The 26,051-nt window shown below is 36.3% G+C and carries 24 protein-coding genes and 1 pseudogene; 2 read left to right on the top strand and 23 right to left on the bottom strand.

Going from position 1 to position 26,051, the window contains the following annotated elements; all coding sequences use genetic code 11:
* The 5 genes and pseudogenes from ACIFQN_RS35050 to ACIFQN_RS35030 all read right to left on the bottom strand — a co-directional run.
* Window positions 1–433, bottom strand: a pseudogene (locus ACIFQN_RS35050) (hypothetical protein); the annotation flags it as partial.
* A 32-nt stretch (window positions 434–465) separates the two neighbouring features.
* Complete coding sequence (locus ACIFQN_RS35045; protein ID WP_429837681.1) at window positions 466–5,190, bottom strand: hypothetical protein; 4,725 nt, start codon at window positions 5,188–5,190, stop codon at window positions 466–468.
* Window positions 5,191–5,407: 217 nt separating this feature from the next.
* Window positions 5,408–6,697 (bottom strand): phage tail tape measure protein, encoded by a 1,290-nt coding sequence (locus tag ACIFQN_RS35040; RefSeq protein WP_429837680.1) that lies wholly within the window; start codon window positions 6,695–6,697, stop codon window positions 5,408–5,410.
* A gap of 65 nt (window positions 6,698–6,762) precedes the next feature.
* A complete protein-coding gene (locus tag ACIFQN_RS35035) occupies window positions 6,763–7,053 on the bottom strand; it encodes a hypothetical protein (protein ID WP_429837679.1) in 291 nt (96 codons plus the stop codon).
* Between the two features lie 139 nt (window positions 7,054–7,192).
* Window positions 7,193–7,420: a helix-turn-helix domain-containing protein gene (locus tag ACIFQN_RS35030; protein ID WP_429837678.1), complete on the bottom strand. Its 228-nt coding sequence runs from the start codon at window positions 7,418–7,420 to the stop codon at window positions 7,193–7,195.
* 95 nt (window positions 7,421–7,515) lie between these two features.
* On the opposite strand from ACIFQN_RS35030, the gene ACIFQN_RS35025 reads away from it, so the two are divergent.
* Window positions 7,516–8,331, top strand: coding sequence for a phage antirepressor KilAC domain-containing protein (locus ACIFQN_RS35025; RefSeq protein ID WP_429837677.1), 816 nt, complete (start codon window positions 7,516–7,518; stop codon window positions 8,329–8,331).
* Window positions 8,315–8,590 carry a hypothetical protein gene (locus ACIFQN_RS35020; RefSeq protein ID WP_429837676.1) on the top strand — a complete coding sequence of 92 codons (276 nt, stop codon included), beginning with the start codon at window positions 8,315–8,317 and terminating at the stop codon, window positions 8,588–8,590. The genes ACIFQN_RS35025 and ACIFQN_RS35020 overlap by 17 nt, the downstream gene beginning before the upstream one ends.
* A 350-nt stretch (window positions 8,591–8,940) precedes the next feature.
* Here the strand turns inward: ACIFQN_RS35020 and ACIFQN_RS35015 are convergent, their stop codons facing one another.
* The 18 genes from ACIFQN_RS35015 to iscB all read right to left on the bottom strand — a co-directional run bounded on the left by ACIFQN_RS35015 (window position 8,941) and on the right by iscB (window position 25,751).
* On the bottom strand, window positions 8,941–9,537 hold the full coding sequence (locus tag ACIFQN_RS35015) for a type II toxin-antitoxin system PemK/MazF family toxin (protein ID WP_429837675.1): 597 nt from the start codon (window positions 9,535–9,537) through the stop codon (window positions 8,941–8,943).
* A 181-nt stretch (window positions 9,538–9,718) separates the two neighbouring features.
* Window positions 9,719–10,732, bottom strand: a complete 1,014-nt coding sequence (locus ACIFQN_RS35010; protein ID WP_429837674.1) for a tyrosine-type recombinase/integrase — start codon at window positions 10,730–10,732, stop codon at window positions 9,719–9,721.
* A gap of 9 nt (window positions 10,733–10,741) precedes the next feature.
* On the bottom strand, window positions 10,742–11,077 hold the full coding sequence (locus tag ACIFQN_RS35005; RefSeq protein WP_429837673.1) for a hypothetical protein: 336 nt from the start codon (window positions 11,075–11,077) through the stop codon (window positions 10,742–10,744).
* Between the two features lie 58 nt (window positions 11,078–11,135).
* On the bottom strand, window positions 11,136–11,663 hold the full coding sequence (locus ACIFQN_RS35000) for a hypothetical protein (RefSeq protein WP_429837672.1): 528 nt from the start codon (window positions 11,661–11,663) through the stop codon (window positions 11,136–11,138).
* Between the two features lie 93 nt (window positions 11,664–11,756).
* Window positions 11,757–12,509: a hypothetical protein gene (locus ACIFQN_RS34995; protein ID WP_429837671.1), complete on the bottom strand. Its 753-nt coding sequence runs from the start codon at window positions 12,507–12,509 to the stop codon at window positions 11,757–11,759.
* Window positions 12,510–12,555: 46 nt separating this feature from the next.
* Window positions 12,556–13,266 (bottom strand): hypothetical protein, encoded by a 711-nt coding sequence (locus ACIFQN_RS34990; protein ID WP_429837670.1) that lies wholly within the window; start codon window positions 13,264–13,266, stop codon window positions 12,556–12,558.
* Window positions 13,267–13,275: 9 nt separating this feature from the next.
* A complete protein-coding gene (locus ACIFQN_RS34985; protein ID WP_429837669.1) occupies window positions 13,276–13,749 on the bottom strand; it encodes a hypothetical protein in 474 nt (157 codons plus the stop codon).
* A gap of 14 nt (window positions 13,750–13,763) precedes the next feature.
* A complete protein-coding gene (locus ACIFQN_RS34980; protein ID WP_429837668.1) occupies window positions 13,764–14,276 on the bottom strand; it encodes a hypothetical protein in 513 nt (170 codons plus the stop codon).
* An 11-nt stretch (window positions 14,277–14,287) separates the two neighbouring features.
* A complete protein-coding gene (locus tag ACIFQN_RS34975) occupies window positions 14,288–15,559 on the bottom strand; it encodes a hypothetical protein (RefSeq protein WP_429837667.1) in 1,272 nt (423 codons plus the stop codon).
* Window positions 15,556–16,044, bottom strand: a complete 489-nt coding sequence (locus ACIFQN_RS34970) for a hypothetical protein (RefSeq protein ID WP_429837666.1) — start codon at window positions 16,042–16,044, stop codon at window positions 15,556–15,558. Before ACIFQN_RS34970 ends, ACIFQN_RS34975 begins: the two co-directional genes overlap by 4 nt.
* Before the next feature lie 10 nt (window positions 16,045–16,054).
* On the bottom strand, window positions 16,055–16,792 hold the full coding sequence (locus ACIFQN_RS34965) for a hypothetical protein (RefSeq protein ID WP_429837665.1): 738 nt from the start codon (window positions 16,790–16,792) through the stop codon (window positions 16,055–16,057).
* A gap of 66 nt (window positions 16,793–16,858) precedes the next feature.
* Window positions 16,859–17,863 carry a hypothetical protein gene (locus ACIFQN_RS34960; protein ID WP_429837664.1) on the bottom strand — a complete coding sequence of 335 codons (1,005 nt, stop codon included), beginning with the start codon at window positions 17,861–17,863 and terminating at the stop codon, window positions 16,859–16,861.
* A gap of 31 nt (window positions 17,864–17,894) precedes the next feature.
* Window positions 17,895–18,359, bottom strand: a complete 465-nt coding sequence (locus ACIFQN_RS34955) for a hypothetical protein (RefSeq protein ID WP_429837663.1) — start codon at window positions 18,357–18,359, stop codon at window positions 17,895–17,897.
* Window positions 18,360–18,385: 26 nt separating this feature from the next.
* The gene (locus tag ACIFQN_RS34950; RefSeq protein ID WP_429837662.1) at window positions 18,386–19,906 is read right to left on the bottom strand and encodes a hypothetical protein; all 1,521 of its coding nucleotides are present in this window, start codon (window positions 19,904–19,906) and stop codon (window positions 18,386–18,388) included.
* Between the two features lie 201 nt (window positions 19,907–20,107).
* Window positions 20,108–21,697, bottom strand: a complete 1,590-nt coding sequence (locus ACIFQN_RS34945) for a hypothetical protein (RefSeq protein WP_429837661.1) — start codon at window positions 21,695–21,697, stop codon at window positions 20,108–20,110.
* 27 nt (window positions 21,698–21,724) lie between these two features.
* The gene (locus tag ACIFQN_RS34940) at window positions 21,725–23,566 is read right to left on the bottom strand and encodes a terminase large subunit domain-containing protein (RefSeq protein ID WP_429837660.1); all 1,842 of its coding nucleotides are present in this window, start codon (window positions 23,564–23,566) and stop codon (window positions 21,725–21,727) included.
* A 2-nt stretch (window positions 23,567–23,568) separates the two neighbouring features.
* Window positions 23,569–24,480: a hypothetical protein gene (locus tag ACIFQN_RS34935; RefSeq protein ID WP_429837659.1), complete on the bottom strand. Its 912-nt coding sequence runs from the start codon at window positions 24,478–24,480 to the stop codon at window positions 23,569–23,571.
* A gap of 32 nt (window positions 24,481–24,512) precedes the next feature.
* Entirely contained in the window at window positions 24,513–25,751 is a 1,239-nt protein-coding gene (gene iscB, locus ACIFQN_RS34930) for an RNA-guided endonuclease IscB (RefSeq protein ID WP_429837658.1), read from the bottom strand.
* Window positions 25,752–26,051: the final 300 nt, after the last annotated feature.

The following is a 26,051-nucleotide window of genomic DNA, read 5'->3' as shown; positions in this document are numbered from 1 at the left end:
CTTCATCATACAGCAATGCTTTCCATGATCGGATTAGAATTCCTTCCTTTTGCGAATAATTTGCTGTAAACATATATGAAGGGGCTGCAACTGTAGGTATTTGATTAACCGTTATTGTTGGTCTAGATGATGTCTGAAAAACGTGGAAGTCACTTGCAATTGATTTATTAGCCTCGTTATAAATAATGACTTGCCATTTATACTCTTTTCCATTTGTAAGCGTAGAAGAGGGGAGGCTATATTTTAAAGAGTAGCTTGATGTTTTAGGGAGTGACCAAGATAGGGTGTTATTTGTATTGTCGTATATTTTAATTTCAAATGCGGTTTGAATATCACCTGAAACAGACCAAGAAATAACAATATTTTCTTTCGCATCAACGGCTACACCACCAGTAGGAATAAGATTATAGGGTTTTTGAAGTATTGTGTTCACCTCCAAATAAACCAGAGAAATCAATCTCTGGTTTATTTTTTCCTTGCATTAATGATATTGTCTAAGCCTCTGAATAGCTGCATTGGATTGTCTGCTTTGACTGTTACATCACCAAAGTTATAATGCGTATCCTGACTCACAACAGCAGGCGTTGTATTTCTACCACTAACCATACTTGATACTTGATTAGCAAAATTCTGCATTGCAGGGATAAAGTTTTGCGCAATATTCTTGGGCGGGATTTGCAATTCTCCTATTAATGACTTGATAACTGTTTCATTGGGCTTAGCATTAAATATCTTGTTTGCTAACTGTGTAGCTTTGTTTGGTGCTTTATCTCCAACAATGCCACCTACATGCTTCTCTCTCAGCCTGCCAGAGCCTTTTGATGGGGAAGAGATATTGATGCTTGAAACTTGCTCGGCAATCTTTTTAATGTCTTTAGCTAATAACCCCAAGTCCCAAGCACTTTCAGCAAAGCTATCAATGTTTTCATCAAGGCGCTTCGCCAGATCATCAATCTTGGCTCCAATGTCATCATTGAGTCTATCAAGTTGAGATTCAAGACCAGCAATAAAAGCTTCATATGCCTGAATTTCAGCCTGATGAATTGCCTTAAGTTTCTCAATACGTGAGTTCTGATACTGGATTTCTTTATTGAAAGATGTTTCAAGATCAGAGATATGTTTATTGATATTGCTTAAGAGTTTATCCTGAAGAGCCTTATTCTGGTTTAGATAGAAGTTAAGTTGGGCGATTTCTTTATCATGAGTTTCTTTAAGTTTGTCTAGGTTAGACTCTATATCATCAATCGAGGATTCTAACTCAGTGATTTGCTTATCCCTTAACTCCTCAAGGCGTTTAATCTCATCTTCAATTTGCTTCCGTTGATCATTGCGCTGTGTTTCTTTGTCAAAATCAGCAAGTTGTTGCTCAAGTTCGGCTACTTTACCTTTGTCATAAGTGAGTTCAATTTCACCATGCTCGTTCACATACTCAAAGCGTTTATCATTACGAGCATTTTCAAGTTCTTGAAGAAGTTTCGTTCGTTGGATTAGGCGATCTTCACGTTCAATTTGCTCATCTAACAGATCGAGCTTGTCTTTTTGTGCCTTAATTTGCTCATCATATAGATTCTTGGTAGACTCAATCTGTTTCTTTACTTGATCGAGCTGACCTTTAAGAAGTTCCTCTTGGCGCTTGTAGACAGTCTCGCGTTCTTGAATTTCCTCTTTGATTTTCTTCTCTTCATCACGAAGATCGTTAAGTAATTCGACTTCTTTTTCAATGGACTCTTGTATCTTTTTCCTAGCGTCAAGAGCAGCCTTATCTAGTGATTCAAGTTCTTTTTTCAACTTGATGTATTCTTTGGTGTCAGTTTTTCCTTTAGTCTCTAGATCAGAGATTTTCGCTCTGATTTCTTCTTGTTTGTCAAAGATAGTGTTCTGCTCTTCGATTTTTTTGTTCAATTCAGTGATGTTCTTATAGTCAGTCACGATATCTTGAGTAATATCGCCTACGTCACTAGAAACATCACCAACTACGGTAGCATTGTCTAAATCAAGAACAATATCATCAATAACGATTTTCCCTGATTGACCCAGGTCAACTAGGTCATCTTTGATTTTCTCCCAATCGATCTCAATAGGGACATCCAGTGAGTTTTGAAGATCAGAAATAACTTTATCTCTTTGCTTCTCGATAAGTGAGACTTGATACTCAAGAGATTTTTCTATTTGATCATACTGGAGTCTCTTTTGTTCAAGGAGTTTGTTCGTTTCTTTGATATCTTTTTTTATATTGGACGCATATTTTGCTTCATCTCTAATAGCATCAACAAGATCACTCTTAGTGCCGCCTTGTTTGAATAAATCTTCGGTTTCCTTGTTAACCGTCTCAAGATTCTTGGTGTATTTATTTATGAGCGATTCAAGTTCTTCAAAGGAGTCAATTGACTTAATCTTAGGATCAATGACAAACTCACCATTGAGATTCTTTAAATTATTTAACGCAGATGTAATTTTGGTTTTTATGGAAGTAGAGTCAAACTCTAAGTCTTTTGTATTTAGTAGTTTCTTTAAAGAGTCAAGTATTTCATCTCTTAACTCCTGTGCCCTCTTAACTTCTTTTGCAACATCTTTGTCCCATTGTTCATTGATTCTTTGAATCCTCAGAGCTTGATTTTCTTTAAGGGCGTTGTTATAGCCAATTTGAGCAGAGCGGAGGCCATTAAGTTGCTTAACTAAGTCAAAGTACCGAGCAGACTTCTGATCTGTTACTTGAATTTCTCTAAGAGTGCTTGCAATCTGCTGCTCTGTGATTGAACGCATAGCGATGAGTAAACTGTTTTGTTGGCTTAAAGACTCATTGTAATCATCGCTACCTTCAACCAACCCAGACATCCGAGCTTTAGACTGCTCTAGGTTTGCATTTAACTGGTCAATGATCTGGTTTTGCTGCTCGAATTTACTGTTAGCCACTTCAATATTTTTAGATTTAATGTTATTATTAAGTTCAAGCCATTCATTACCGAGTTCTTGCAGTTTTCTCTTTAGTTGATCTTGTTGGGCGAGAGTGAGTCTGCCGTTGGCTAATTGATTACGGATAAGTTCAGCTTCAGAGTGTAAATTGTCCTGTTTAAGTTGAAGAATATTTACCTCTTCCTGTAATCCATCTCGATATTCCTGAGAAGTGGAGGAGAGGGAGGAGATAGTTGATTCTACACGCTTAAGTTGACCATCGAGATATTGATTCTTTTCTGTGTACTCTTCGATTGATGAATTAACTTGATCAAACGTAAGATTGGAAAGATCGCTCTGTAACTTAATAATTTGCTGATTGAGTTCGTTTGCTCGTTTTAGAGCATCGTCCGAATCCTTAGTTGAACCACCGACTTTGTTTGACTTTCCACCAATACGCTGAGTTTTCGTAACTAAATCGTATTCTTTTTGGAGAAGACTAATTTTTTCTTGAAGCAGATTTTTCTCGTCTTGGAGATTGTTTCGATAATCATCAGAAGTGGGGGAGAGTTGCTGGCGCTTGGTTTGGACTTCTGTTAGCTTGTTTTCAATCTCTAAGAGTTTCTTAGCTTCAGTGGTCAGTGGGGCATATTCCGACTTTGATGATGCTGAAGGCGTCTTCTTTTTAGTGTCACCAGAACCGATCTGTCCCTCAGATTTCAATGACTGAAATAAAGCTTTATATTCCAACAAATCATCTTTTGCTTTTTGAATGGCACCAGCAGAACGGGATATTGCACCACCCGCAAACCTTAAAGCATCAGCATTCCCTGCATTTGCTTGCTTATTTAGCTCACTGGTTAATTGACCATTTACCAATCCAAACTCTTCAATCTTGCTAATTTTAATGTTCATACTAGCAAGAAAAGCAATCAAAGATTTTTCTTCGGCAGCAGTTTCGCGTTCTAACTGGGCAATTCTAGCGCTTACTGCATTAGATAATTCATGCGAAAGTTTATTCGTATTGGTGATATTTAAGCCAATCTTGCCGTTTTGTTCTTCTAAAACTGAATTATATTCAATTCCTAGCTCTTTTAGTTTACTAAGCGCTCCCTGATTTAATTCAAGGCCATTTTTTTGATCTTCAAGTAATCCATTGAGTAATTTAATTTTTTGCCCATTTTCCTCAAGATAACTTGTTAAATCATTTTCCTTGAGACGCTTAGATGTTTCCTTCATTCCATTCAATTTGCCATTTACAGCTTCGATAACTTCGCCAAGTGAGTTAAATTTTAGAATGTTAATCCCAGCAGATTGAGCCAAGTCTTTTAATTCTTGACTGATATTGTTTGGATCTATACCAACATCATGTAAAGAGAAGTTTGGATCTAAATCTTTAGCGTGGTTAATGTATTCCTGCTCTGCTTTTACTACTTCATCAAGTTTTTCTTTAACTAATTCAAGATTGCTGATTGTTTTATCATAGTCTAGTATGTCTTGCTTCTTAGTCCCACCAATAGAGGACAGTGTCTCTTCAATGCTCTTAAGAGTGTCATTTGCCTGTTTTGCAGACTGATCAAGTTTAATAATTTCTTCTGTTAGTTCTTTTTGTGCGCCTAAGTAAGAGATGGCAGCAGTTGCTGCTGTAGCAAGACCAACTGCCAATAATCCAATAGGGTTGCGCATCAAGGCCACAGTAAAGCCTTTTACTGCTCCAGTAGCGGCATTCCAAGCCGCAGTTAGCAATGGAAGTGTGGCGGCAGCACCAGTAGCGCCAATTCTAAAAGCTGCAATTGATGCAACTAGAGATGTAATGGCAATAGCTGTGCCTGTAGCACTATCAGAAAGTGATGTTACACCTTTAATAAAAGTTGCGGTGGATGTTAAAACAGAGTACATCACATCACGAAGTCCACCTTCACCAATTGTAAAGGCAAGCTCTTGTCCTGCGGCTTGAACTTTATTAATTGCTGAGGCTAGACTTTGCATATGCTTTCTATTTTCTTCCATTGAACTACCTAGGCTGTTTTGAGAGGTTTCGGCAGCTCTCATGGCAGTGTCCCAATTGTCTAAAAGAGCTGTCATTCGAGTGATATGATATTTTCCAGCAAGACTCTCAGAGATATAAGTTTTCTGAGCACGAGACATGGAATCCCACTTGGTTGCGACTTCTGTATAAATATCAGTCGCAGAGCGCAATTCACCATTAACATCTTTTACAGCCACACCAATAGTGGCTAACGCATCTTGAGTTCCGTCCATATTAAGTCTAGCAAACACAGTTTTCAGGGAGTTCAATCTGTTACTTTCACCAAATAGGCTACTGACTATACATGGTATAGCGGTAAGGCGCTTCAACCTTACTCTCTATGTCTCCATAGAGTTCAGACTATCGCTTCTACCGTGAAGGTAGTCTCCACACTTAGTCGTTCACGCTGGCATTACCCTTGCGCCCTGTCTTCCTATAAGGAGTTCCAAGTCAATAAGTGGAGATTTTCACTAATATGTCTCCATATTAGGCGGCAACTCTACCGATAACATTCCCTGACTCTCTAGTAGCTTGACCTATGGCAGTTGTCATCCCGATTAATTCATCGAGAGTAACACCGAAGGCTTGAGCACTTTCTCCAGCTTTAGCAATGGACTGTGCCAATCCTAGAGATGTAACACTGTAATTATTGTCAACCTCATTTAATTTATCAATTACCCTTGTAGATTCTTCAGCAGTCAAATTAAATTGAATTAATGCGCCAGTGAGGTATTCAGCCATTTGACCAGTTTTTAGACCAGTTACATTTGCGCCAAGAAGGGTGGCATTTGTCAGCTTCAAAGCTTCCTCAGCTTCATAGCCAGCCTTTCCAAATTCTATGAGGCTATCTTGAGCTTCAGTTAAGGAGCGACCGTATGTATTTGCTAATTCCATTGTATTGCTCATTAACTTCGAAAAATCAGTGTCATTACTCATAACTTTACTAAGTTCAGTTAATTTTGTATCTACTTCAACAATAACTGACAAGAGGCTTCGAAGAGCAGTTTGTGCACCAAAAAATATCCCACCAGCAGCAGTCCAAAGTGCGATTTTCTTAAATGCATGTTCCATCTGTTGGCCCAGATCAAAAGTTCTTCTCCCAGCATCGGAAGCGCTTGTGCTAATCTGCCTAAATCGCTCATTTAATCTTGCAATTTCTTGTTGTAGTTTGGGAGTTTTGCTAGTTAGCTTATCAACTTCATTTAGCCATTCTTGTAAAGCTCTTTTATCAACACTTTTGCCCAAATTCTGCAATAATCTATCAGCATTGTATTTTGCCTTATCTTGGAAAAGGTTGACCGCTGATTGATTTTGCTGTTGAGTTTTCTGTTGCTTAGATTGCTCTTGGTCAATTTTTCTACGTAGTTTTTGCTCTTCTTGTAGTGCTTTTTCTCTTTCTTTTGATACTCTTTGTTCCTCTTTTATTCGTTGATCTTCTAGCGCTTTTCTAATTCTTTGTTCTTCACGTAATGCACTTTCGCGCTCTTGAGCAGCTTTTCTTTCAAGAGCAGAACGTGTTCTATGCTCGGATTGAAGAACGCGTTCTCTTTCTAGTTCTTGTCTTTGTAGAACTTGTTCCCACCATTTTTGATAGGAGAGAGCATCGTTTTTTAGAGAGGATGTCTTTTTACTTGCGTCACCTAAATCTATATTCACTTTTAGATTTAGATTGGTTAATTTTAGTTGCTTTAGTTGATTATTAATCTCATAGGCAGTGGATTTAATATCTAAATTACCAAGGATTAAAATCTTTAGCATTTCATTATTTTTAGTCATATTCCCACTCCTTTAAAAAAATAAAAAAGGAAGTAGGGGAGAACCCTACTTCTTAAAGTACTGTACTATTTAATAATCCATTCACCATTTAACTTTGTAGCAGTGGTTTTATAACTTCCTCCAAGCAATCTATATCCGACTTCCGCACTATTCCCATTGATATTGATAAAATCTATATTAAACTGTGGATCACCACCATTAAGTACTATGTCATTGGCAAATTTCCCGTATGCTGCTTTAGAAATTTTGCTTTTGTCACTATTGCAACTAGAAAATATAATTGCGGCAACCACACCAATAAGAATTAGGCCAATTATTGAGGATTTTCTGCTTTTCTTTTCTTGGTTTTGTGTCATATGAGCACATCCCCTCATCAATGATACCAGCATTATACAATGAAAAGGAAAAGTAATCCATGTTAAAACGTAGATAAGTATAGAAAAATGTAATTTCAATAAAAAAAGACCATTGCCCAAATACAAGGAGTAATGGTCTTTACTTATTAATTTCTGGGTTATCTGTTCTGCCGAGAAGATAATCTATTGAGACATTGAATTGTTCAGCAATTTTATAAACTACATCTAAACTTGCAGGCTTTCTCATTTTCTCTATATTACCTACAGAACTTTTTGTCAGACCGATTAATTCTCCGAAAGTCTCTAGCGTCATATTATTCTCGGTTCTCAATTTCGCCACTCTTTCAGCAAATAGGGAATTTATCATAATAATTCTCCTTGACAGTGTTCATGATGAATACTTATAATCAAAATCAAGAAGTGTTCAATATGAACACATTTACAATAAAGGAGATGTTTATAATGAATCAGCATCAACAGATTTTCTATTACCATGAAACAGAACTAAGGGTGTTCTTCATTAATGATCAAACTTACTTTCTTGCAAAAGACGTTTGTGATTTACTTGAGCATTCAGATTCTCGAAAAGCAGTTAACCGATTAGATGATGACGAGAAGCTGATCGGAACAATATTCCTGTCAGGTCAAAATAGAGAAACATGGCTAATCAACGAAGCAGGTCTCTATTCACTAATCCTCACATCACGTAAGCCAGAAGCAAAAGTATTTAAACGATGGATTACACACGAGGTTCTTCCATCAATTCGAAAAACAGGACAATACATACTCCCAAGTCAGTCTCAGCAATTCACGTTACCTGCGACATATAAAGAGGCTCTAATTGAACTTGTTGCTAAAGTTGAAGAGAATGAACAACTTCACCAAACAATATCAGAACAGCAACCAAAGGTTGAAATGTATGACACTCTAATGAATGCAGAAGGTTGTCAAAACATGAGTCAAGTTGCTAAGTCTTTAGAGTGGGGGAGGAATCGACTATATGCATTTCTTAGAGATGAAAATATATTAATCGACTCTAATTGTCCCTACAAAAGAAACCTTCCTCATCAGCAATACATTGATAAGGACTACTTTAAAGTCATTGATGTACCAGTGAGATCGTCAACTGGCATAGGAATTTCACAGCAAACACTTGCAACATCGAAAGGAGTTGAGTTCATTGCAAAATTGGTAAATAGCAAGAAAGGAGAGCTGCTCTACATTCAGGGAATCAAAGAAACAGTCAAAGCAGGTGTTTATAGTGAATACACCTTATAGAGCAATCTACATTTGCCATTATAACTTCACTGAATCAGAGTGCCAGTGGCTTTTGACTGGTGATAGGATTTATGCTGCGTCTATTGATTCAAAGTTCCAACTTGCAAGTATTACGGACTTGCTTGATTGGGTAGCAGCCACTGGCAAAACATTCAATGGTATTTTATCAGTTAAAGAAGGGTTATGCAATTGGATTGAAAGAGAATATGCTGATGAATTTGGTGAAATGAATTTTGATTATGGTTATGTTTTGATTTAAATGGGGGGAGTCTAACGACTCCCTTTTCTGTATGTACTTATAATAACATGAAGATAAGTGTATGTAAATCGATTATTTTTAGTTTATATAGAGTAATCCAACCACAACACATTCCAAAAGAGCAAAACATTTAAACAGTTTATCTTAATCGGATGAAGTGGAGTAGGGGAGAGTAAAACAAAAAAACCACTATACTTGGATAGTGGTTTAAATGTGAAACCAACTAGTAATATTAGTAAAATCAAAAAGAAACCTATTTATCAAAAAATGGGCTTCTTTTTGTAGGTAGTTGGCAATTAAGCCTTTTAAATAAAATCGAGTCGGCAATTAAGCCTAAGTTATTGATATCATTATAAAACAGAAGCTGATAAATTGTCAACTTTTTCTTTTTCAGGGGATTTGCTTTTTACTTCTTGCTCACCAATAGTGGTAATTGCATCAAAAATCAATTTCATTTGATTTTGATTTAGAGTCATTTTAATGTGCTTTGACTGTTTTTTATCGTAGTAATCAGTCAAACGTTGTTTGCTAATTGATTTAATTTGATTAACCATAGCATAACAAGGTTTTTTATCATACGGCATATCTTCAATTTCACCAATTGGAATAACCAAATTTCCTGCACTTTTCCAATCGGCATCATTCTCTTTTTCAGTGGATAATGGAACCACTATTGCAGTTCTATCGAACTCCTTGACTACAACACAGAAATGAAAATAGTTAAATTCAGATCCAATATTCACACCAAAATCTAAACAGTAAACGTTCTGTCTACCTCTTGATTTCTTTTCATTATTTGGTCTAGTCTTGATTTTATAATTTCTATCAACAATACTGACAAGCCATTCTTTTGTTTTTTGGATGTATTTGTCTTTATCAACAAAATCAAGTTTTTGAAATTTGTAGATACTAGATAATAGGCTATTAACTTTTTTATCAATATCCAATATAACGACCCCTCCCTTCTACGCATCGTGCTAAATTCGACAGAAAGTGAGGGAAATCCTGTTAATATTTAGAACTTTTTACCTAAACGTAAGTCTGATAAAACTAGAAATTGATTAGACTGAGATACGTATCCAAGACTATCAGCAGGGGAGTATACCTACTGATACTGTTGAAGACGTATTAGAAAATATCGTTAAACTCATCTTTGTTCTCGCGTAAGTCATAAAACTTATCAGTAGTAGAGGGATCTTCATGACCCAGTAGTTTTTGCGCTTGCTTAATATTAATGCCTTCTTCAAGGATGTGGGTGCTACGTGTGCCACGAATCAAGTGGGGATTGACTCGTCGACCAATAATGTCAGACATGACTTCTTTGCACCAATAGTTGACGGTTGTAACATTGATTTGTTTAACTTCACCATTTTGTTTTGATACGAAGATGTACGGACAGTTGTCATCTCCACGAAACTCTAACCACTTCAAAACTGCATTTCGGGCTTTATCGTCAAAGAGGAGAGATCTCGGCTTTCCGTCAATGCCTCTTCCTTTTGCCCTAACTTCATGAGTTTTGTAATAACTCGTATCTTTTCCATCCTTATCTTTAACATATGGATAGCCAACAATTTCTTTATGTAATTGAATTAGTTCAGATCTACGACAAGCTGAAGCGTACAAGAGGTGGAGCGCTGCAATGATTTGCCACTGTTCATCTTCCTCAAGTACCTGTAGAATCAATTCAAATTCCTCATGTGATAAAGGTATTTTCTTATACACTTTATTAGGAGTGGGATTTGGAACACCATCAACAAAGTTTCTAAAAGTTGAAAACTCGTCTTCATCCTCATAGAAGTTGATAAGATATTTATTGAGAGCAGAAACACAACTTCTCTTGAGCTTGATTGCGTTTGACGACATACCTCGTCTAAGAAGCATATTCTGAAACCTCATAAAGTCCTTTTTCTTCAATTCATGAATACGTTTCTTTTCTCCGTATGTCTCATGAACCCAATAATAGAATTGGCGAAGTGCTGACTTGTATTGAGTCTGACTTTGCTTAGAGAGGTGAGTGGACTCCAATAGGTACTCCTCAACTTTTTCCTTGTTGAATTTGTTTATTTGCTTCCATTGATCTTCTGTAATTTTGGCAAGTCTGTCAGCTCTTTCTCGATACATATTTTCGTTTAATACTTTCAATCTTTTCACCTACTTTACATCTAAGCCTCTGGCTTTCAAACCTTGTTTCAGTTTTTCAACATGTGCACCAGTATCACGTAATTCCTTACGAGTGTTCTCAACAAATGGTCTTGGCTGCTCATAACCATAACCGTAGTTATACGAGTAGCCATTGCCCGACTCAATGACTTCTGGGATATATCGTCCTGTTTCCTCATCTGTCCTTGTTGGAACGATTACGACACCATCAACTAATTCTCGGATCACTATATCTTTCTTCAATTCGCCAGTGCGTTCATAAATTTTTGGTTTATATACGTCATAAACATCTTTCTGAACATGATTTTGCATCTTATCTTTTACCATTGGAGCAACATCATTTTTTAGCGAATTCTTTATTAGAGTGTTTGCATACTTACTTAACTCATTCAGATTCTTGAATGTCACCAACTTCCTCAACTTCTTCCTTGGTCATCTGTTGGAGATAAAACTTTGCATACAACTCTTGGATCATACGTTGAATTTGCGGAAGATTTTTAAATGAATCCCCAACAATTTTATTCAATTTATCAATTTCAACTTGGTTAAGTTGAGTAAATACCTGTCTAACAAAACCATGATTATCTAGGCGCTCACTTACAGCAGAAAGAATAGCTAAATCATTTTCTTGTGGGATAGGTAGATCAGTAAATTCACGCATAATAAAGACTGGAAGTAGGGCAGCAGGTGTAACCAAATCATCAGGAGTAATATCCTCTGATTCAAGAAGAGGTTTCATAGCCTCCATTAAATCGGAGATGATTTTCTTAATCTTTAGTTCACCAAAATACTCATCAATTGTAATTTCAGCAGTTCCTTTAACTGTTTCAATGTGAATGACGCGTTTTTTCTCTAATTCTTTGTCAAGTTGATCAAGAAACTTGGAAGTAATTTTATGTTTCTTACTAGCCATTCAATTATTCCTCCCTAATTTGAATGAAACCTGTATTTTATTTGAATAGGGTGGAGGAGTGTTGCTCCTGACCACCCATAAATTTTATGTATATTAAGCTGCAATTGGAATTCGAACGATTTGACCAACGATTGTACTGTCAGATGGCTTAAGAATCTTAAGATCAAATTGTTGAGCCTGAGCACTTCTTTCAGAGGATGTCTGAATAGAGAAGTTACCAGCAGGAACAGCAGAAGGGAACTGATATTGGATTTTATTAAGTGGTTTTTCATCACCTGAAATCTCAATTGTTTCAAGGATCAATTTAACCCCTTTAGCAAAAACAGAGCTATCGATATTGATCGTCTGAGTAGTTGCAGCAGTTGCATATGTGAAGGTACGGACTTCCACTTTATCGGTAGCGTTGACTCCAGTTTTCGTAATGGTAATTACTTTCTCGTCCAATGTGAAATCAGTTGTTTTAGTAAGTTTTACACCATTCTTGTCATAGAGAACAACACTATCGATGCTTGTTGGTTCCTCTTTCAATGTAATTTCCTTTGTGCCAGCATTATCCATGACTGTATACCATTCAGGCATAGCATAGGCGGTTCCAGCACCAGTAATTACAGTTTGACCAAGTTGTTTAGCCATCCACTCAAACTTAAATTCTGCATCTGTCAATGACACATTAATGTCCCGAGAAACGTGCAATAATCCCAATAGAGCATTACCTTTACCGCCTCGAATTTCATTTTCAGAAACAGAAACCTCAAGATTGCCTGATTGTAGAGTGGTTGTAGCGATTGTATCTCCTGTATCAACGTCAATTAAAATAGCATCGAAAACGTCTGCTACGAAAGCCATTAATATATTCCTCCTTGTAGTATAAAAAATAAGAGCATTTCTGCTCTTATTGCATTGCCTTATTCAAATCATTTAACTTTCCTGAGCTAACGAATAAATTATCATACGGGTTCTCATACATGTTGACTTCTTCAGCAAAGTTCTCGATGTTTATGTCCTTTGCTCCCGCACAAGCCATCTGGATGGAAGTATCATAAGATTTGAATTTATTAATTCGCTGAAAGTCAGCATACAGTTGATAATATGTTTGTTCAGCCAGAATATCGTATGAGACGCCTTTAAAAACTGAAACTGTCGAAAGCATTTCCTCAACACCAATTTTCGCAGCGTTCTTTGATTTAGCCTTCATGACCTTTTCTGCCCACTGCTGAACTAGGGGATTGTCGTACACCTTTTGCTCAAACACGATATTTTGTTTCATTATGATTAATCGAACCTGATCGTAGTTTAAGTTCGATATAGCGTGATCTTCATCAATCAAAAAGCCATACTGCGAATCGTTTGAGACAAATGACACATCTCTTCTCAATGCTAAAGAAAAGAGAGACTCTAAATTTAAGATTATGTTCCTGTCTCCAGTTCCTTCAAGAATGAGATCAAGTAAGGGATATTGTTCATAACCTTTAAAATGAGCTATTGAATAGTACAATGGATAAGAACACTTCTGGAAGTGGTCATAATCAACCAACTTTATTGGATGGATATCTCCAACACCGTCTACATATTGTGGTTTGGCTAGGATATTATTCAAAGACATCGACTTCACCTAATTTGCATTAACCATTCTGTAGCTAACCTGATACCCAGAGAACTTCTCATTGGCCCAAATGAAATTTGCTCTTTCAAATTGCAATTTTTTAAGACCGATAATCCGTTTATCATTAAATATGTTGTCTATTTTAGACATGATGAGAAACGGTCTTAATGCACCTTCCGTTCTCCAGAGTTCGTTATGAACTAGAATGGTGAACTTTAATAGACCTTCCTTAATACTGCTTGCATCTCCAAGTGCAAATGAATCAAAAATTACATTGAGGTTGCTAGTGGTAGTCGCAGTTACCTCTGGTACTCGTGGATAGGGGTGGATTTTATCAAATAGAAGTTCAGAAGTATCTTTAATATCTGGCTCAGATAACGGGTCATACGAAGGATAGTGTAATAGTTTGCATAGTTCCTGAGAATCTATCAATTCTAGTAAAACATTGTTCAAGTTGCCACTTAAAAATTCAAAGTTAGCCACTAAAGAGTCACCTGCTAACTAACAACAAAGTCATGAACCAACTCATAGCGAATAAAGCCATCTGAATTAGTATCACGACTCATGTCTAGAGTGTTAATAATTTTCATGGCTTGATCAAGTGTTACAGGGGTGGTGCAGTGAACCTCATCATTTGTACTGTCACGAGCAATTAAAGTGTAGTTATCTCCATCTAACTTAAGGTTCCCCAGTTCATAAGTGACATCAACATGTTTTAGCGCACTCATTGCCTCAGATTTAGTAATATGAAGGGTCTTACTAAAAGCGAGTTTAATTTTATTATCCGTTCCAACAGCAAACGAATAATCCGAACCTGTTAGTGCCACGTCAAGATCTGCATCAACAATTTCTGTAGCTGTAATACCATTGAATTGCAGGTGACCATCAATCCCACTGCTGTTTTGACGAGAGTAGGGGAGTGGTTTGAAAATTAGATAGTTGTTGTTTGTTCCACTTGAAATGAAACTCTCGACAGAGAGCTTACCCAAGGAGATGATTGCCTGACCCACATTCAACACTCCTATATTAGTGATTTAATTTTAATTTCTTTACTTCCTGTAATAAGACCATTTTGATTTGCTGCATGTAGAAGAAGCTTACCAGTCGTTTTACCAGCCGTAACAACACAGGAAGTATCTGTAGTTGTTTTAATTGAGGCAAGCGTAGTAGGGGTACCATCTAATGATGTTAATGTAAAAGTGGCCTTGTCATGTATTGGAGTCCCGTTGCTATAAAAAATGACATGATATTCTTGAGGTTGATTTATCTTGATCTCTGAACTGCCTAAGATATCAAGTGTGTAGTTATATATTCTTTTTTCGGTTACTTGTAGAGTGATATTTGAGATAGCCCCATTGCACTCAACATTGATAACCACTTCACCAACAGATATCGGGGTGATTAATCCATTCACGTCAACCGTGGCAATTGATTCATCTGTAGAAGTGAAGAGCAGGGGAGGGGAGTCAACAACAGATTCATTATTTGTAACACGAACATTCAACTGTAGACTGTCATCGAGAGAAAGACTGCCGCTACTACCATTTAGGATGCTCACCTTGTAGTTAGCAACTTTTCCATAATAGTCAGCAATCCGTAATTCAATATTATCAAGAGTGTCATGGAATTGATCTTCCTCAAGTGTTAACTCAAGCAACCCTTCAACTAGGCCATTATATCCAATTACTTTCCAGCAACGCTCATCAAAGATGAAACGCCTATCCTTCTTAATTTGTTTTGTATCATCATTTGCTTGGACAAGAATAACTCGTCTCTCTTTCGATAAAATCATAATTTTATCGTCTTGAAGGGGATAGGCAGAAGAACTAGATTTTTGAGTAAATGGTGTTTCTTTAATAAAACCGAAAGGATCTAGCCATTTCAGTGTACCTTGTGTCGCTTGCATTATACTGAGATCATATTCATCCCTAGTATTTATGGAATTCAAAAGGATAAAAGTTTGCATTTTCTCTAAAGGGTCGTGAGTAAATTCTACAATGTCACCAGTCTTAAAGATGTCTGTTCGTCTTGTCCATAGTTCACGATTGAAATTCTGCTGAGCGCTCTTAAGATTGGATTTTGAGGGGAGTTTACCATAGTCAATAACGCACTTGTATGAGAGCCCATTTCTATAGACCACATTAGCTCGATTAGAAGCAATGATGATGTCAAATGAAGAAATGGCATTGGCATTTTGCTGAGAGTATCGATCTGATAATTTTTCTATTCTGCCATTTTGAAAGGTGCCACCTTCGACAAACTTCTTTAACTTGATTATTTCATCAATCTTCATGGTGAATTATTCCCTGAATATATACTTTTATATTTCCAAGTTAATCTGTCTCTAGCGAGGTAATTTTGTACTGAGTTTATTGTGGAAACCTCGACCTTCTCAATCATAGCGAGAGTGGTTCGCCTTTCATTAGCAGGGGAGAAAACATTCAATTCATTACTTCTAAAGGTCAGGCTAAACGTCTTAATTTTATTTCTTTGCTCTTCAATGTAAGTGAAGTACATGATATCTGTCAGCAGATCTACTTCCTGATTTACAAGATCTACGTTGAATTGCTGCAACTCATCATCTTTGTCATAAAGATCGATGTCAGGATTTCCAAATTTGTAAATGAAGCCAACAGATCGATCAATTAATGAAGTAAGATGACTGTTGATCATCTCTTCAATCTCCGTTTCAGATAGATTGCTGTAGTTGAAAAATTCATCATCATTTTTTATCTTTCCGATGAACTTTTCAAACAACAATTCGTATGATGTAGCCATATTAATTCACCTACTTGTCTTTAGGTGGTCTGCCTGCCTGCTTAGTAGTTTTTTCATTTGGAATAGTATCTTGAGGGCTAATCGCAAGGTTCTCAACTTTAGCTAATAATATCTCAATAGCTGATTGAGACTTAGCAATAGTTTCGTCTTTTTGTTCATTATCCTTTTGAAGTTGCTCTACCTTTTTGATCAATTCATTTACTGTTTCTGTTAGTTTTGCATCATCGTTGGCTTTCTTGTCCTTTTCCAAGATCCTGTTGATCTCACTGTCAGGATTCCTCTTGCCACCAGTTTTTAACTCATTTAATCGCTCAGTAACCACAGCAGTACAGTTATGAGGAGGCGTCTTACCAGATCTCTCCATTGTAAATAGCATTGATTTCATTCTGGTAATGAGGGTGATAGACTTAATTGAACTAATCCTCTTTATAGTTTCAATTGAATCAGTCAAGAGCAATTTCTGTAATTGCTTATCATTAAAGATGTTTTCCCGATCCTCAATGCCAAGTTTTAAATAAATCTCATCTTCCTCGGCAGGATGAAAGCGGAGTCTCCCAATCTTAAAAAGATCAGATTTGCTATTTTCAACTTCAACATCGTCAAATGCGACACGTTCTACAACGAATTCTTCATCTTCTTCTCGTCCTCGAATGAAAACTCCAATTTGATTATATTGACTCGGAAAGCCAACAGGAGATTTTTCGTAATTATAGACTCTAATTTTACCATTCAAAATATCTAGTGACATTTCAAACCCTCCCAAAAATTTGGGACACTCATCATTGTGTGATAAGTGTCCATTATTTATTATCTATTAAGAGAATGTAATACGAGCAATTTTATCAAGATAGTAAATTACATATTCAAAATCATAGCCTGTAAATTTAAGGTCTACCTTTTCAGCGTTATTGTCGTATGTTTCGTAGTAGCGCATTTCACCACGCATTTGAGCGTCACCAATAATACCTGCAATACCAAAAATACGTTTGTCTGGTACAAGTGTATTACCTTTTGCAGTCTTCTTAGCAGTTGGAATAGAGGATAGGCGTACTCCATCAAACATTGCAAGGCGACCTACACGGTTGAGTTCATTTTTAAGCTCATCACTGAGATAAGTTTCATAGCCATTCAGACGAGCAATAGGGTCTACATATTTAGATAGACCGACCATGAATGGATTCCCTTCGGACATGTCACGAAGATAACGAGCAAGCACTTCGGCATTCGCTTGGGTTAGGGCAGAACCGGAGTCAATGTTTTGTACGTCACTAACATTGTCAAGTGCAGCATCTACACCCGCAAACAAGCGATAAAACATTTCTTGCTCAAAAGCTTCACGAGTCAGTTCTGTCATCTTAGCAATAGACTTCCAACCGTTGCGGCGTAGATCAGAATAATTCAATTCAGTTTCAACTTGCAATGCATGTTTTACAGGCAGAAATACGCCCGGATCAACGTAGCTTTTAGGAACATTGCCACCACGAGTTGCATCATGTACTGTGATGGTGTTTCTGGGCAAACCAGTATACATTGCTTCATCAAACTCACCAATGGAACCCATGTTAAAGATGTCAGATAAGATGCTAGTTTCTGGTTGAAATACAAGTGGTTCTACTGTACGTTTGATCAATTCGGAAACCAAGAAATTGTTATCTGAGCTTTTGCCAGATGTACCAACCTCTTTGGCAAATACATCAAGCACTTCAATCATTTCTTTATCACTTGAATCAAGTGTATTATTTTTAGCTCTCTCAGAAACTTCGATAATGTTCTTTTCTTGCATTGCAGATGCAATTTCAGTTGTGAATAGTTTAGACATAGGGAATTATCCTCCTTGATTTTAATTTTGCTTAAGCCAATGTGTATGGATAAACAACTTCAAATTGGTGTAACGTTTTATCACCATCGATATAAGGACCAACATACTTGTATGTTGAAACTTTTCCAGCAGTAGCTTTAACCAATTTACCAGCATTCGCTGCTGTTCCTGCAACCAAGTAATCGCCTTCTTTTAAGCCTGCTGATACAATTTGATCAATAGCCCATTGTGATCCCACTGACGGTTTAATTAGTACAGCATAAGAGTTTGCTTTTACTGTATCCATAGTAGTTTCATAAGCAGAAATCTCAACATCACTAAGATGACCCATAGGTTGAGAGTCATAGTCCACCAAGTAGGTTTCAACAGCAACATCACTTGCTTTATCAGCTACTTTAGTAGTAAAGTTTTTGGTGACAATCGCGCCACGACTCATGTCAGAGGCGACTTTATAGATTTCAACGGTTTTAGGCCCAGTAATAACGTTTCTAAGCATTTATTTATTCCTCCTAATAGTGATGTTTAAATATTTTTGGTTAAAATAGACTTGATGATGTCAGTTGCAGAGAACATTGCATCTCCATCACCATTATTCAAAGCAGATTTAACTGTCTTATAATCATTTTTGCTACTTGTTTCTAAGGTCGTAGTTTCAGTATTTTCTTTTTTGCTTAGCTTAAATTTCTCAATAGCTTTTCGACCTTTAATCACATCAATCTTCTCTTGACTGGCTTCAAAGTTCTCAAGAGTCAACTCAGAGAAGATGGTAGACAATTGTTCATCTTGTTCTAACTCCTCGGAAGTAATCAGATCATCTTCTAATGTTAGTGTTTTTAATTCATTTTTCTTTTCAGCCAGCTCTTTTGCTTTTTCAGCCTGTTCCATTTCCTCAACTTTTTCCTTGTAGTGGGTGAGTTCAGAAATCGTTACGTCAAGTTGTTCTTTTTCTTTTGATAGTTCAGTCAAAGACTTTCCAGCTTCAGCAATTTGTTTCTCTGCCTCATTAAGTTTTTCTTGAAGTTCGGAAATTTGAGAGTCAACATCAGACTTAGGCATAAAGACCATCTCAACTTCTTTTTGTCCAGTGACACTAACAGTGTCATCAGAGTTCACACTATATGTAAATTCAATGAAGTCTGAATCCTTATCTCGATTCCAATCATATGCAATAGCTTTAAACTCATATGGATAGATCATTGACATATAGTAATACTTATCTTGATTGATACTGTTAATGGCTTTTCTCACTTTACGGTAAACATCGCTCTCAGTAAGAGCGGAGGTGTCTAATTTGTTGTTATCATCCACAGATTTATTGCCTCCTTCGCTAATTGTTAATTCATCATATGGGTTTGTTTCGTCTTTATCTTCTGTACTAGATAAGTCTTCGGATAAAGCTAATATATCTTGAGAAAGTGCTTCAGCTAATTCCGTATCTTGCTCAAAGGATGCTACATCAATCACACCACTGTTTTTATAAGCGGGTTGTACATCTGCACCTAATACTGCATGACCAATGAATATTCCCGAATCAATAACCTTGATATTTTTATTTTTTATTTTCTCCATATGGGATTCATTCACGCTAATTTCCCATGATGTTTTTAAACCTTTTTTACTGGAAACTCGTTCTTTGAAAACTTTGTAAGCACGTTTAAACCTCTTCCAAATTTTTGCCCGTGCAACTATATAATCAATATCATCAATGGCCTCTATGCTAACCTCATAGAATGAGCCAAATGCCTCAGTATCAAATTCAACTGTCTTAACTTTATTTCCATTCTCGTCGATTTCTTCTACAACTTTTGCATTGTGTCCAGAGAAGTCTAGTTTACCATCAACTTTTTTGATTACTTTTCCAACGACTGGCTTATTTAATAGAGTATCTATCCAATCATCTATATTGTCACGATTTAAAGAAACATCATTGGCGTTAGGGGAGAAGTCGCATATTATGAACTTCGCATCTATAGAGTCACCATTGTCATCTTCACTTAACAAAACAGTATGATTACTGTGTAATTTAATAATTTCATTTTCCATAACTTTGTTTAATCACCACCTTTCTGAGCTTTACTATCAGACTACCCAAGCTCAATATTCAGCAGTTTCAGTGCTTCAGAAACTTCAACCTCAGATTGCTTACTTTCAGCACCTAGTACGAGGGTGTTGTTACTGCCCATAGAAACCAACAATGTCTCTGAGCAACATGGACACATCATCCTAGTAATAGACTTCATAAAGTCACCTTCCCACATTGTCGTTGTAATCAGTATCGTAATCCTGCTTATCTAAATCGTCTGAGTCAGATGGGCGACCAGCATCGTCATTACTTTTACCGTTGTTAGTATAAGCTGTCATTCGAGGTGCAAATATTTCATCATATCCAGATTCTTTTTCTTGCTGTCTTTTCTTTGCCTCTGTTTTCACATCAAGCCCAAGAACAGAATAAACTGTTTCTAAAGAGGCATTTAGCTCTGTGTTAAGAGAGCGTGCTAGTTGCATAGACAATTCAACACTTAGTTTTTCAGAATCAATTACTTTTACTTTTGGACAGTATTTGGGATCAATGCCGTTATCAATTAGCACACCCTTATACCACTTAACAAGGATTCCTTCAAGTTGTTCTCCAATTTTATTAATCATCTTCATAAGTTCTTCAATGCTAATCTTGGAACTTCCATAACCTTTATCGGAAGTACTTAGATAGGCAATCCCAACACTTGTCATTATCTCTTGTCTATATTGGTTTTTTACTTGAACATTTGTTTGTTCAAGCTTTGGTTCAATATACTCGATTTTTTCTGTCCAAGGGGTTCCAGTGAAGACGCTGGTACCTTGACTGTTGAGAGCTGCCATTAGATCCACATGTGCTTTAGCTTGAGCTGAACTCCAAGTGATATTAGGTAAATCCTTGGATTGAGTGACTAATTCTTTAATCAGTTTTTGAAATATAATCTTCTTTCCACGCACTAATGTGTTCTTATCGTCAGACAATTCAATGTTCTCTAGGCGAATTACAGACTTTAACGCTTTGAAGATAGGGGAGAGGCCATATTTTCTTTTCAAGTTATTAACTCGTATGAGACCTGAGTTTTGTATATCCAATATTGCATATTGCTCTTTATTCTCATAGGCTTTATATACTTCTTCTGGATACGTATCTCGAATCTCATCGTCCATATTGCTGTAAAACAAGGCTTTACTCTTCCTGTTTTTTTTGTATATTTTCCTTAGTCTGGACTCAAGTTCTTTAATATTGATCAAGATGTATGGTTCCCCAGCGACTTCATAATCTGCAACTTCGCATATTCCAAGAGGGTAATAATCAACTTGGTAATTGCCGTTATTTATATCTTTTCTCAGGTAGATGGCATAATTTCCTTCAAGGTAGGTCATAGGGATGGATTCAGTTATAAGTTTACTTAAGCCGATTTTTTCGTTGAACTCTCTAATCAAAGTGTCAGCCTGATCATACGTCTCTTTTTCCTTGTCTGTATAATTAGGATAACTTAATGACCATTCCGAATTCACATTAGTCTCGATTGCTTCATAAACCTTGCCTAGAATATCATTTTTGTTTACAAAATATCTAACGATGTTGTTAATTTGAATGACATTGTTCAATGTAGTTTGAGCGTTTAGTGCAAGACGATCTATGTCGTCTATCTTAAAATTAATCAGGTTGGAACTTTCATTGAAGTATGTAGAGCGAAAATTTGACTTATTGTTATAGTCGTAAATTGCTTGCTCAAGAAATTTCTTTTCTTGTTCTTGTGAAGTAACAATGAATGTATTTTCATCTAATTGGGTCACTAAGTCTTTTGAGGTCAAATGTCGTCACCTCGCTTTCTCAAAAAACTACAGCCTAATAGTTAAGGATGAAACTTGGGTAGGAATTAAGGTTAAATCTACTTCTTCTCTTTTTACTTGTAGTTCTTTTTCTTTAATGCTGATGAAATAATTGCCGTAGGCGAGGCTAGAATATCTATCTTTACGCTTTCCAGACTGCTCTTTCAGTTTAACGAATTTTGGATGTTCCAATCTCTCTAGTAATACCATTTCATTTTCAAGTAACACAGTTTGTAGGTAGGGGTTCAATAATTCAATTTGCTCTTCAGTACTTAATTTATTGAACCATGGCTCATTAATGAAGTACTCTCTAATATCATTTTTTGAAACCAAAAAGCTAATGCGTTTATTAATAATTTTATCCTTTAGATCTAATGCAATGTCATGATTGAACTCTTCAGATGCTGATATAGTGTAGATTTTTTCTTCATAGTCGTCATCAATATGAAATGCTGATAATTTTGGATCATCTTTCTCATTTATTGAGAATAGGGGAGGGTATTCTTTTTTTCGTTCCTCATCATATTGTCTTCTACATAGATATCCATAAACACTAATCCCATTACCTTGCCTGTCTAGCACTATATAATCACATTCAAAATCATCGAAAAGTCTTCTAATAATAAATGATTGTGTTTCAGGATGTAAACCTTGATATGCTTCAATATTCAATACTTCACGTTTATATTTGGTTCCAGACTTATTTTTCTTTGCAGATATAAGGGTATAAACGGAGGAGTCATTAGCGTCTCCACCTAACAATGCAATATCACATGTGAGAATGCGAATCTCACCTTCTTGTTTTTTTTGAAGCATATTTTTGTTTTTAATAAGATCTTGTACATCTTTTTTATATAGTGGAAATTGAATTGTTTTAATCTCTTTGATTTCTTCTGTCTTATAGTATGCTTTTTCACTTTCTCCAAAAAACAAAGAGTCCATTTCCATGTGCCATCCAACTTCATCTATATCATCTTCAGATAGCTCATCCAGCAATTGATCTCTGTTTACTAAATTTTCTTTGATGGCAATTTGGTAGGGAAGTCCACAAACAAAGTATTTCTTTCCATCAAGCATTGCTTTAATGAAAACCTTGAATCGTTCATAAGACCAATTGAACTTATAGTAGCAAGAAGTTAGAAAGATCTCTTGGTTTCTTTCTAAATACTCTTGCTTATTTTTATACTCTGGTTTCTCTAAAAATCCCGGCTGACGTGATGCCGCCAAGAAGCGTCTGAGTACATTTTTATAAATCAAAGGGTCAATCATGCGAAACTCATCTAATACCAGCAAATTCGCACGAGCAGATCTAGCACCCTGAGTTGCTGCGACTACTTTGATCCATGATCCATTTAGAAACTCAATGTTAGGATCATCGGTATTCATTGACGTACGAATTGAACCTTTAATTTCCCGCTTTAACATCCCAGTCTTTGATTGGTTAATTAGTTCGGGTATCTTTTCAGTGACAATCTTCATACCTTGTGATTTTTGCCCAGCAGCAATTACAATTTTTGTGCCCGGAAACAAAATACACTTTACGACACAGTAGAGTGCTGTTAGATAACTCTTACCCAAGCCTCGACTTGCAAAGAAAGCAGTGTAGTTGTAAATAATCATGCAGTAAAGTAATATCTTTTGAAAAGGCTTTAGGGACAACCCCAAGTACTCTTCGGCAAATATATCTGGACGAGACCGATAAAAAGAGGCCCATTCTGCAATACCATTCATCAACCTTTGAGACTTGGTTACATTATCTGAGCCTTTATTGTAATTATTTGTCTTATCAAACACACCAATGGCATTTTTTTGCTTATTTCTCTTTACCGAGAAGTTCTTATGTCCTGCCATTGTCAATCGTCCTCATAGTCGTCATCTTTATTTATATCTTTGAAGTTAATAGTGAAGTCTGATAAAGCCTTATCATATTTGTCTGTTAATTCATTATTCAAACCTTCCATCTTAGCTAAATGTCCAACCATATATGTATCAATATACGTTTTCATCTCATCATCAAGAGCTTTGGGAACTGGCTTATCGTTTTCCCATTTCTTGATTAATACACCAAACGACAATTGATCGTTTGCTTCCGCTCCAGTGGCTTGAATAGGTTTCATCTTGGCATCGTTCATCAGATCACTTCGAATCTTAATGAGCTTACTTATTTCTGTGCTTCCATTTGCTCGTTGCTCCCCACGAATCTTTTCAATATCTAAATTAATGAAGCAAATGTCGCGCATAATCATTTCCATCCCATAATCAGGACACTCAAAACTAGACATTAATTTCATTTTTTCTTCTTCAAGAAACTCATAATCCTCTTTGCTGTAGGATCTGCCCCAATACTGATGCAACTCTTGAATATCGACATCCATGTCAAATTCCATGTGTTCATCTTCAACATCTTCTATTGCGGCACTTGATTCAGTTAACTGAAGAAAAGTGCTATCTTTGAACTGACTCTTTTTGTGTTGGGGAAGCGAAGAGATGGGTGGGATGTATTTCTCCCATAGTTGCTTCACATTAGTCCACTCATTAGATAAGAAAGGCTTATTTAAAAATGAAAGCACTAAGACTACTCTGTTAAAATACTCTTTCTCGTCTTCACTCTCGTTGATGAACTTTTGAATGCAGTTTTTGCATACTGGTATTTGCAGCATGTCTTCTGCAAAGAGAGGGTGAGTATTTACATAAAAACTAGATGGTGCCTTTTGGGTTTTACATTTAAGGCATGAAATTTTTGTGTTTTTTTGTTTAATAGTCATTTGCACACCTCCAAAAAAGAGAATAGGGACAGTTAAGTCCACGATATGTTTTTGAATCTCCAAATTAATTTGCAAGATTTTAACCCATATCTCTTCAGAACTCTTCCATCCAAGGTTTTCATATTAAATTCTCTTGAGTTGGGGTATAGGGCAGTGATGAAGCCAACGTACTTTTCACCATTCTTTTTTGTATATGAGATTAAATCTCTTTGATTAAAACCATTCACACTGGGGGTGGTACATTGACTTCTTTTTCTCATTGTCTTTATTTGAAATTCTTTTAGCTTACAATCTCTTTCGTTCACTTTTAAACCTGTTATAACAATTGCATCATTGCTGTGAGACTTGGAAATGTCCCAATCGATTCTTTTATTTGCTGTATCTCCACCAGTTGTCAGTTCCAACTTAGTGATTTTTCGAAGTGCAGTTCTTAAATAATTTTTACCCTGCATTACATGCATAGCATAGTGAATATCAACAGTTTTACCATTTATAATACTTAGGTATTTATTTTTAAATAAATCTTCTACGTTAATAGTCTTATGGTGACATTCACGACAAAGTGTAATTAAATTTTTTATTGAATCACTACCATTTAAGCGCTTAGGAATTATGTGATGAACTTCAAATGCAACATTAACCTTGCCACATTCTTGACATTCATACTTATCTCTTATTATGGTGGCTCTTCTTAAATTTTGATCAAGCCTATTGCTTTTTAGGTATTGCCAAGAATATAATTTCTTTCCCTCTAATAAACATCGTGTATCAATCATTACATCTTCTAATACGATCTTATTGATACTCAGCAATTGTGCAATTCTTCTAACAACCCTCAAAATACTATCTTTTTTATTCTTTATTGTTGGAGAGATTCTTCCAATTTTCATTGACGAAGAGCGATTGTCAAAACGTTTTTTTCGATATTTCTTTTGATATTTCCGATTTTTTCGATAGCCTTTTCTAACTTGCATCAAACGCTTAACATCTTGTCTTAATTCTAAGCTTCCTTTGAAAATGGGCTTATTCCTAGTTGCGCAGTTTTGAACAATCGCTAACCCAACATGCTTAGAACCGTCGTCTATGCCCAATACAAATATTGAGTCATCGGTAGAATCTTCATTTACACATCTCAATAACTGTATAACCATAGGGTATTTTTGAATTAATTTTGCCTTGTTTTTTCGAATTAGATACCAAGCATTATTAGTTTGCGTTGGACTCAATTTCCTTCCTGTCATATCCAACACAAATGCATATTCTTTAGTCATTTCTGACCAGCCATCCTCTCGGAGATTAATTCTTCTCGCCAATGTCAATGGGCAGTACTCACATTTAAGACGTTTGTTTGCCACCCTCTAGGCAAATTTCTTTCTTAAATATTCGCAGAGCAACAGACTGAAGATACATCCGAAGGTGCGTCTTTACCTAGTCCCACTAACGTAGTTCATCATGCATTGAACTTTCGATCAACACATTCACTTAGGCTAGAAAGCAATATGAACATCCACTGCTGCACATGAGGGGGCATTTGTGGATATAACTTGAGTTCATAATTACCCATCTTCCTC

The sequence above is a fragment of the Brevibacillus sp. NRS-1366 genome (genome assembly GCF_050467985.1).
Note: the sequence above shows the minus strand (reverse complement) of the source record. Positions and strands in the feature narration are given on the sequence as shown.